Origin of the sequence: Streptomyces sp. NPDC019890, assembly GCF_044903445.1 — a bacterium.
Lineage (GTDB): Bacteria > Actinomycetota > Actinomycetes > Streptomycetales > Streptomycetaceae > Streptomyces.
The window spans coordinates 1-7,195 of record NZ_JBJDQK010000041.1 but is presented as its reverse complement, the minus strand read 5'-3'; the positions used below and the strand labels follow the sequence as shown (position 1 = coordinate 7,195).

At 68.6% G+C, this 7,195-nt stretch carries 6 protein-coding genes; 2 read left to right on the top strand and 4 right to left on the bottom strand.

The window, feature by feature from the left end:
- Positions 1 to 1,126 (bottom strand): NACHT domain-containing protein (locus ACI2LP_RS33605; protein WP_404728329.1); only part of this gene is annotated, 1,126 nt, incomplete at its 3' end.
- Between the two features lie 1,270 nt (positions 1,127 to 2,396).
- Between ACI2LP_RS33605 and ACI2LP_RS33600 the strand changes: the two genes are divergently transcribed.
- Together ACI2LP_RS33600 and ACI2LP_RS33595 are read left to right on the top strand one after the other, a co-directional pair.
- Complete coding sequence (locus tag ACI2LP_RS33600; RefSeq protein WP_404728328.1) at positions 2,397 to 3,320, top strand: trypsin-like serine peptidase; 924 nt, start codon at positions 2,397 to 2,399, stop codon at positions 3,318 to 3,320.
- Between the two features lie 22 nt (positions 3,321 to 3,342).
- Entirely contained in the window at positions 3,343 to 3,570 is a 228-nt protein-coding gene (locus tag ACI2LP_RS33595) for a hypothetical protein (RefSeq protein WP_404728327.1), read from the top strand.
- A gap of 351 nt (positions 3,571 to 3,921) precedes the next feature.
- Here ACI2LP_RS33595 and hpaD read toward each other — a convergent pair whose 3' ends face one another.
- The 3 genes from hpaD to dapA all read right to left on the bottom strand — a co-directional run.
- Positions 3,922 to 4,926: a 3,4-dihydroxyphenylacetate 2,3-dioxygenase gene (hpaD, locus tag ACI2LP_RS33590; RefSeq protein WP_404728326.1), complete on the bottom strand. Its 1,005-nt coding sequence runs from the start codon at positions 4,924 to 4,926 to the stop codon at positions 3,922 to 3,924.
- A complete protein-coding gene (gene hpaE / locus ACI2LP_RS33585; RefSeq protein ID WP_404728325.1) occupies positions 4,923 to 6,413 on the bottom strand; it encodes a 5-carboxymethyl-2-hydroxymuconate semialdehyde dehydrogenase in 1,491 nt (496 codons plus the stop codon). The genes hpaD and hpaE overlap by 4 nt, the downstream gene beginning before the upstream one ends.
- A 100-nt stretch (positions 6,414 to 6,513) precedes the next feature.
- Positions 6,514 to 7,195 (bottom strand): 4-hydroxy-tetrahydrodipicolinate synthase (gene dapA / locus ACI2LP_RS33580; protein WP_404728324.1); only part of this gene is annotated, 682 nt, incomplete at its 5' end.

Below are 7,195 nucleotides of genomic sequence, written 5' to 3'. Positions count from 1 at the left end.
CCTTGTTGTCCCCCTGCTGCCTCAGCCGTCGCCGCCGCTGCGCCGCCTGCTTCGCTTCCCGGTTGATGTCGGCCACTTTGGCGTCTTTGGCATTGCACGCAGCGCTCACCGCCGCGGCGATGAAGTTGTCGAGCAGGTAGGCACGCAGCGTCCCGGCCTCGGCCATGTCGATGATCGTGTCAGGGTGGCGCTCGTAGCCCACGCCGCCCGAGCCGCGTTCTTGGAACACCACCGTTGCCAGGGTCAGCCGCCAGGGGCTGTCCAGCGCCGCCTGCACTGCGGTAGAACCGGCACCATCAGAGTGCACAGCGTCGAGCACTCTCTCCCACCGGCCCTGGGCGTCGCGCTGCCCGGCCCGTACGTCCAGGTATTTTCTGGCCCGCGCCGGATCGACCCGCTTCAGCCGCACTACCGCCGCGTTCCTCAATTGCCTGTCGGCGGCAGTCAGCGCCGCGTAGTGATCGGCACGGCAGGTCACCACCACCGGCAACAGCCGCGCGTCCAGCTGCCTGTTGTTCAGCACGTCAAGCAGCGCCGCGGCCTGGGAGCCGTGCCCGGGAGCGTCGGTGCCGTCCATCTCGTCGAGCCCGTCAATCACCGGAATGACCAAGTGCGCCCGCACCATCTCTCGCGCTTCACTGTGCCGCAGGCCCAGCACCCGGTCCAGATGCGCCACCAGCCAGTCCTCGATCCCACCACCGGGCCAGTCACCCGCACTCAGCCGCACAAGCACCGCCTGACCGGGCTGCCCCTCGGCGACCCAGTCCTGCAGCAACTTGATCACCGCGACGGTCTTGCCCGTGCCCGCATCCCCTCCCGCTGCAGCTCCTGAACGCCCCATGACCACCATGCGGCGTGGCTCCAGCTGCCGGTAGAACGCCACAAGCCCCTCGACACTCCGCGGCGCCTCATCCCTCGACGGCAGCTTCACCTTTCCGTCGCGTCTCACCGTGAAACCGAGATCGATGAGTTCGGAGTCCCTGCCCAGCAACTGCTGCCACGCCCGCGCCTCACGTTGACGGACAGCCTGCTCCAGCCGAGCCTCCGCGGTCCCGGCAGCGGCGATCACTTCGGTGCGCCGCCACTGGAAATACCCAAACGCCAGCGACAGCGCACCGAGCAACAAGCCGCGAGGATCCGAATCGCCCCACCCACTGCGACCTGCCGCTGCCGCCGTAGGCACGAGTAGCGTGATGCCCACAGCCACGGCCACAGCAGCAAGAGCCCGCCGTCCCCCTGTTCCCATAGCAACGCATCTTCTCGCCCCGCACCCGTGCCTGTACGCCGATTCCCACGGCCGATCCACTCTCCCGGCCGGTGAGCCGCTCAGAACCAACCCCCAAAGAACCGATCCCTGCACAGATGGCTTGGCCTGGACAACATCCCTGTTTTCTCTCGTCACGATGGGCATGCTCACGTGGCAGGCGACGAAGAACACCAAGTCGGATTCCGGGCCCAGCGGCGTGGTCACTGCAGTCGGAACCGCCCTCTGACCCCTGCCTGATCACAGCCTTGTGCAACACGCTGTAAACGGAGCCCTGGAGACTGGCTGCCTGAGCTTTGCAGCATCCGGAATCGGTCGAGGCTACGACACCCCTGTCTCCCCCGCCTTGCGCCGCCACGAGGCGAGGTGGTCTTGAACCTTGAGGGTGTCGGGGTGGTCACTGCCCAGCACCCGCTGCTGGTCCTGGAGCACTTCGGCGAACTCGGCCGCAGCTCCACCAGCGTCCCCCGCCTCCCCCGCCGACGCGCGACTTCTTGACGGAACATCAGGGTGTCACGGTGATATTTACCTGGATGGGTGCTGGCCTGCTGGGTGAGCTGCTGAGAGTAGTCACGGGCTGCGGTGACCTGCCCGGCCTTGCCGAGGCTGGTGCCGCTGCGGTCCAGTACGGGATGCGCGACCGGCCGGAACAGTGCGGTTTCCTGTGTAGCGGGTGACAACGGCTGTGTTCGCCCGCAGGGCGGCGGCGAGTTCGGGGTCGCTTTCGATTTCAGCGACGTTTCCCATGCCAAAGGCTGACGCAGCAGATCAGGCCAACTGCGCCGTGTGCTCATGCAAAACCGGACGCTACGCGTGTTTGCGCAAACACGGGGCCGGGCCGCGGCGAGTGCACTCGTCGATGCCCAGCGCACACGCATTCAGAAGGAAATCGACGAATCCGCACCGTCCGAAATTCGCAGCAGTCCATACGAATGAGCGGACGGGCTGATTTCTTACTGTCCCGCGGGCACTTGCCGGACCTACGGTCGCTCTGCTCCGCACAATTGAGGCCGAAATTGCAGCACTGTGCGCACGATTCAACCATTGGGGGTACCCCTTGCGCAGCCTGAGACACGCGCTTCTGCCGCTGGCCGCCACCGCGTTACTTGCGTTGGCCGGGGCGGGACCCGCCTTGGCGAGACCCGCCGACTCCGGTTCCGGACCCACCGCCGTGCCCGCCGGGGCCGCGACCACCGCGAGTCCCACGGCACGGCTCTCCAACGGCACTCCGGTCGACTCGACGGCAGCCGCCGCGCTGTCCCGTTACTGGACACCTGAGCGGATGGGCAAGGCCATCCCGCTCAACATCAAAGACGCGCCGCGGGCAGTCCGCGGTAAGGCCGGACCCACCGGCCGGCCGGGATCGACCTCGCCGGCCCGAGCACGGTCGGACGCCAAGCGGGCACTGGTCAACGAATCCGCAGCGGTGGGCAAGGTGTACTCCACCACCCCCAGCAACGGACTCAACTACTCCTGTTCCGCCAGCGCTCTCAACAGCAACTCCAAACAGATGCTCATCACAGCAGGGCACTGCGTCCACGGCGGCAGCGGCGGAACCTGGATGACCAACTGGGTCTACGTACCGCGCTACCGCTCGGGCGCCCGCCCGTTCGGCACCTACGCCGCCAAACAGTTCCGCACCTTCAACTCCTGGATCAGCAGCAGCGACCTCGGCCGGGACGTGGCCATGGTGACCACCTGGCCGCTCAACGGCAACAAGATCGTCAACGTCACCGGCGGTCACGGCCTGAGCTGGAACTACTCGCGCAACCAAGCGATGACCGTGATGGGCTACCCGGGCAACCGCGACAACGGCGAGCTCCAATGGGCCTGCCAGGGGACCACCCGCGGGGTGAGCGACGGTCGCATCGAACTTCAGTGTGACTTCGGCCCCGGATCCAGCGGCGGACCGTGGCTGCGCGAGTTCAACGACGCCAACGGCCTGGGGAACGTGAACGGGGCAATGAGTACGATCTCCTCGGGCGGCTGGAACCGGAGTTCCTACTTCGACGACGCGGTCAAGGGCATGTTCGACGCCCAGGGCAGCGTCACCTGACCTCCTGACAAGGAGCGGTCCCATGGGTCACAGTAGCTCCCGCCGATGGGGAGTCGTGGGCGTCCTGCTGACCGCTGTCGCGGCGACAGCCGCATGGCGTACCGCCACGGCCGAGCCCGGCCCCGAGCACCAGCCGGACCCTGGAACCACCGGCAGCGAGGTGCGGCAGAGTCCACAAGAGGTGCAGGACTACTGGACACCGGAACGGACCAAAGGGGGCAGGCCCGCGCCGATGCCGGAGGACGGCTGAATCCGGCGGACGGCTCAGGCGGTACCGGGGTGGCGCGGGCCCGACGGGCGCATCGCCGTCGCCCATTCCACGCCTCCCCCGTCGGCCGACAACACGCACACGATCATTCGGAACGCAGCCCCTCCGCATGTCCGAGGTTCCTTCCCGATGTCTGGGATTCGGGACCGGAGTGCTGTAAGAGGCTTCATCGTCAACCGGGTGAAGGCAGACCTCGGCGCACACGACACCGCTACCGGTACACGAACTGGCGCGAACTGCGGGTCACCGGGGCCGCCCCGCAGGCCGGGGGCAGCCCCGGTGACCCCGCCACGCGGGGCCCGGTGAGGCGAGGCGGCAGATCTGTCGGGGACGTCAGCCAAGGCCGTCGGCCCCGACACGGACGGCGGATTCGTCGAGGAGGGCGTCGGTGACAGGCTGGGGTGTGCCGTTCAGGTCCAGGACCGGGGCGGCTTCCTTGTACCAGGACTCGATTACGGCGTTGCCCCAGAAGTCGCGGCGGCGGTCGTCGTGGACATTCCACCGGTAGGTCTCGTGGCCGGGGTCGCCGGTGTAGTAGTCGGAGGTGTAGATCTCCACGCGATGGCCATCGGGGTCGCGCAGATACAGATAGAAGGCGTTGGAGACACCGTGACGGCCGGGGCCGCGTTCGATGTGGTGCTCCTTGCGCAGTGAGCCGAACAGGTCGGCGCAGCGCAGGACATGATGCGACTCGTGCGTGGCCAGGCCCAGGTGGTGGAGACGGGGGCCGGCGCCGCCGGTGAAGGCGACGTCGTGGACGGTCTGCTTGCGGTACATCCAGGCCGCGTAGAGCTCGTGTTCGTCGCCCTCGATGGTCTCGGAGCATCCGAATCCGAGGGACCGGTAGTGGGCGTAGGCGGCCGGGATGTCGGGGGTACAGATGTTGAAGTGGTCCAGGCGTGCCACCTCGGCGCCGCGACGCAAGTCGTAGCGCTGGATGAGGCGTTCGGCGCGGTCGATGTCGTGGAAGAACTCGACAGGGAAGCCGAGCGGGTCGACGACGCGGACCGCGTCGCCGACACCCGGTGTGCCTTCGCCGCGGGGAACACGGCGGACGGGGCGGCCGAGGTGATGAAAGAACCGCTCGGCCCTGTCCAGGTCCCTGGGGGTGCGGACGCGGTAGGCGATGTGGTCGAGGGCGGCGGTGTCGCCCTCGCGCAGCACGACCGAGTGGTGGGTGAGTTCGTCGGTGCCGCGAAGGCAGACGATTCCGGCAGCCTCGTACTGGACATGGAAGCCGAGCATGTCGGCCCAGAACCAACGGGCCTTGGCCAGATCGGTGACGACGAGCTGGGCGTAGGCGGAGCGGACGACGTCGGGTGCCGGCGCCGGGGTCATCGCTTGCCTCCGAAGCGAGGAGTGTGCATCTCGCTGAGCGCGACGTGCACGATCTTGGACTCGGTGTAGAAGTCGACGCTGTGCGCGCCGCCCTCCCGGCCGACGCCGGACGCCTTGACGCCGCCGAAGGGGGTGCGCAGGTCCCGTATGTTGTGGGAGTTGATCCAGACCATGCCGGACTCGACGGCATGCGCGACGCGGTGGCCGCGCCTCAGGTCCGAGGTCCAGACGTACGCGGCCAGGCCGTACTGAGTGGCGTTGGCCAGCTCAACAGCCTCGGACTCGTTGTCGAAAGGAGCTACGGCGACGACCGGGCCGAAGATCTCCTCCTGGAAGATCCGGGCGTCGCGCCGTACGTCGGCGAAGACGGTCGGCTGAAGGTAGTTGCCCTCAGGGAGGTGGGCGGGGCGGGTGCCGCCCGCGACGAGGCGGCCCTCCTTGCGGCCGATGTCCACATAGTCCAGGACGCGGGCGTAGTGCTCGGGGTGGACGAGAGCACCGACCTCGGTGGCCGGGTCGGACGGCGGGCCGACCGTGACGCGCTCGGCGCGCTCGGCGAGGCGGCGGCTGAACTCCTCGTACAGCGGCCGCTCGACCAGGACGCGGGAACCGGCGGTGCAGCGCTCGCCGTTGAGGGAGAACACACCGAAGACAACGGAGTCCAGGGCGGTTTCGAGGTCGGCGTCGGCGAAGACGACGACCGGGGACTTGCCGCCGAGCTCCATGGACAGCGTCTTGAGGTGCTGGGCACTGCTGCGGGCGATGTGACGGCCGGTGTCGGTGGACCCGGTGAAGGAGATCAGCGGCACGTCCGGATGGTCGACCAGCGCCTGCCCGGCCTCCTCGCCGATGCCGTGCACGATGTTGACGACCCCGGCGGGCACCCCCGCCTCTGTGAGGATCTCCGGCCACAGGCTTGCGGACAGAGGGGTCCATTCGGCGGGCTTGAGGACGAGCGTGCAGCCGGAGGCCAGCGCGGGTGCCAGCTTCCAGCTCTCCAGCATGAACGGGGTGTTCCACGGGGTGATCAGCCCGGCCACACCGATGGGGGTACGCACGACATAGCTGAACTGCTCCTGGCCCTGGCGGAACGCCTCCTCGCCGAGGGCGACGACGACGTCCGCGAAGTAGCGGAAGTTCTCGGCGGCGCGGCGGGCCTGGCCGCGGGCCTGGGTGATCGGCAGCCCGGAGTCGTACGACTCGAAGGCGGCCAGCCGCTCCTCGCGCGCCTCGATACCATCCGCGATCCGGGTCAGGATGGTGGCGCGGGCGCGGTTGCCGAGCGTCGACCAGGCGGAGAAGGCCGACCGGGCGGCGGCCACCGCCCGGTCGACGTCCTGCCTGCCGCCTGCGGCGGCATGGGCGTAGGGGGTGTTGGAGACGGGATCGGTGACCTCGAAGGTGCTGCCGTCCGTGCTGTCGGCTGCTTCGCCGCCGATCCAGTGGCGGATCGCCTGAGGCAATCCGTAGGGGCAGGTGGGTGACATCGGATCCTCTTTCTGTTGTGGGCGGCGTCGCAGCCGCTGCGGACCGGCGGCGCCGGGTGGCGAGGTCGGGTCACGGCGTCGCGCGCGGCAGGTGGCCGGGTCAGATCTGGGCGGTGAGGTCGCCGCCCTCCGCCAGCAGGGCGCGGATGCGCGTCAGCGAAGTGTCCGCGGGCCGTACCAGCGGTGGTCGCACGACGTCGGAGGAGATACGGCCCTGCTGGGCCAGGACCCACTTCACCGGGGCCGGGTTCGTCTCGACGAAGAGAAGGTCGACCAAGGGGTGGAGACGGTAATGGAGATCGCGGGCGGCATCGGCGTCACCGGCCTCCCACAGCTCGTACATCCGGGCCACCGCCTTCGGCGCCAGGTTGGCCACGGCACTGACGAAGCCCGCGCCGCCCAGCGCAAGCAGCGGAAGGCACAGCAGCTCGATACCTGACCACACCAGCAACTCCCGCCCGCAGGCGTGCAGCACCCGGGAGAAGTGCTCGAAGTCCTTCGTCGTCTCCTTGACCCCGACGAAGTTGTCGAAGTCCGTGAACAGGCGCTTCACGGTGTCGGGCGCAATGTCGACGGCCGTGCGGGAGGGGACGTTGTAGGCGACGATCGGCAGGTCGGGAAACTCCCGGGCCACCGTGGCGTACCACCGGTACAGCGCCTCTTGGGTGGGGCGCGCGTAGTACGGGGTGATGACCAGGGCCGCGTCGGCTCCGAGTTCCCGGGCGGCGGCGGTGATCTCCAGTGTCTCGTCGAGCTTGTGCGAGCCGGTGCCGGGCAGGAAC